Origin of the sequence: Actinoplanes sp. NBRC 103695, assembly GCF_030269485.1 — a bacterium.
In the GTDB taxonomy this organism is placed as follows: domain Bacteria; phylum Actinomycetota; class Actinomycetes; order Mycobacteriales; family Micromonosporaceae; genus Actinoplanes.
Genome location: NZ_BSTL01000104.1, coordinates 1 through 1357 on the forward strand (window position 1 = coordinate 1; position 1357 = coordinate 1357).

At 56.8% G+C, this 1357-nt stretch carries 1 protein-coding gene; it reads left to right on the plus strand.

Features of this window, described 5'->3' with window-relative positions; translation table 11 throughout:
* Positions 1-1357, plus strand: a 1357-nt coding sequence (locus QSK31_RS48445; protein ID WP_285691985.1) for a hypothetical protein, incomplete at both ends; no start/stop codon positions are given.

Consider the following 1357-nt stretch of genomic DNA (forward strand, 5'->3'; position numbering starts at 1 on the left):
CAAGCCGCTACCCCGTCAACACCGACGGCGACCTCGCCCAATGGGATATCCACCACCAGCAGGCCGTGTTCGGACCAGACGACAACCAAACCCGCACCCCTTCCGACGGACACACCCTCGACGCCCTCACCGACCCACCAACACACACCTACCCCACCGGAGGCAGGACCGGCGAAGAATGGGCAGCAGGGTTCCAGAAAGCAATCCTGAAGCGACAAAGCACGAAAATCGCCGGGAAGAAAGCAGACGATGATGCGGGCATCGGAGTCTCTGACCGGTGGAAGCGCGCGAAAGGGATGCAAAAATTCAGCAAGGCGGAGTTGGACGTGTTCGCCCTGTTCCGGATGGAACTACCTGCGGGCCACCCGGACAAAGACACTCTTGACGATCTCATCGCGACGAACGTCGCAAATAACATAAAACATCCAGATTTCGACTACACAGGAACACGGGCACAAGAGCAGAGAAGCCAGACGGCTCTCGAACGCTACCAAAACTACCACGTTCCACCAGCGCCCCCTGAGGTCCGTGAGTCCGAGGCTGAACTACTGCAAACCATGGGCGTCCCGGGAAGCGAACCCGTCACTTTCCATACTAGGTACTACGCCCTTTACTTCCGCGCCGGTTTCGAGGAGCTAAAGGGCAGACGAATGCCGTCAGACTATACCGTCTACCTCCCTGAACACCCTGAACACGGCAGGGTCAAGGTTGGGCAAAGATTGCTAAATCTCCGCCATTTCCGAGCCTCTCCGGAGGAGGTGCACGAGCTGGCCTACTTCGGCGTGTTGCTGTCCGGCCGGAACGAAGACGCAATCAGAAACGAATACGACAGACTCAAGGAGATGAATGCACTCCATCCCGACCTCCCCCGATGGAGAAGAGAGGAGCAGCAGAGAAAACGGGATGAGGAAAGGGAGAGGGAAAGGGAGAAGGAAAGGAAAAGAAAGTACCCTACGCAGGAGGAGAAAGACAAGAAAAATGAGCGGCAACGAACCGCTTATAAGAGACGCCAGGAAAGGGGACTGACGGAGGATCAAAAAAGGAAAAAACAAGCCGATAGCACCGCATACTATGATGGAAAGCGGGAGAAGTTGGCTACCGCGCCCGGGACGGTTGGGCCGGGCAGTGACGTGACGACCTACGATATTAAAAATAGGCCTCAGACGTGGAGTTGGGACGAAGCCAAGCAGTTGCACCGGCGTTATGGTCGTCATCGTGTTGTGTGGTATATCGACTCTCAGACATGGGAACGGTGGCCGGCCAGCGAGGGTGAGGTAGCGCCGTCAAAGCGGCCGTATTCGCAGGAGGAGCAACAGCAGGTAGCGTATTCGCAGGAGGAGCAACAGCAGGTAGCGTA